Below are 472 nucleotides of genomic sequence, written 5' to 3' on the forward strand. Positions count from 1 at the left end.
TACTAATACCTGCTTTAGTCGCTAATACAGAAGTAGAACCAGTACTTACCGCATAAGGTAGTAGCGGGGCTAAAATAATACCTCCCGTTGCTATTGCTAAACCTTTCTCAAATCGTTCCACAGACTTAGCCGCAGGACTATTAGCTATGGCTTGGCTTAAACGCAACCTTGCTGCTCTTATATTTTCATCCGACTTGTTTCTTGTTAGCGTTACACCTTCTATATCTCTCTGCTTTACCCACTCTAAATTATTAGAATTTTCTTGTGCAGGAGTTGCAACATAAGTGTTATTATTTACCCTAAAAGTTTGCTCCGCTCTCTCTGGTTTTGGACAAGTAGGACAATCCTCTGCCTCCATACCCGTTGGGTCTATCAACATTATAGGGTTATTATTCGTATAAGCATACGGTTGCATTGTTTTTTCTACTAACGGGTCTACATTCAGCCACAAACTTACTCTCGGGTCGTAATA

General features: G+C 40.5%; 1 pseudogene. It reads right to left on the reverse strand.

Features of this window, described 5'->3' with window-relative positions:
* Positions 1-451 (reverse strand): annotated as a pseudogene (locus tag VQ048_RS12590) (RHS repeat-associated core domain-containing protein); the annotation flags it as partial.
* Positions 452-472: the final 21 nt, after the last annotated feature.

Source organism: Bergeyella anatis (genome assembly GCF_036016955.1).
In the GTDB taxonomy this organism is placed as follows: Bacteria; Bacteroidota; Bacteroidia; order Flavobacteriales; family Weeksellaceae; genus JAYWXI01.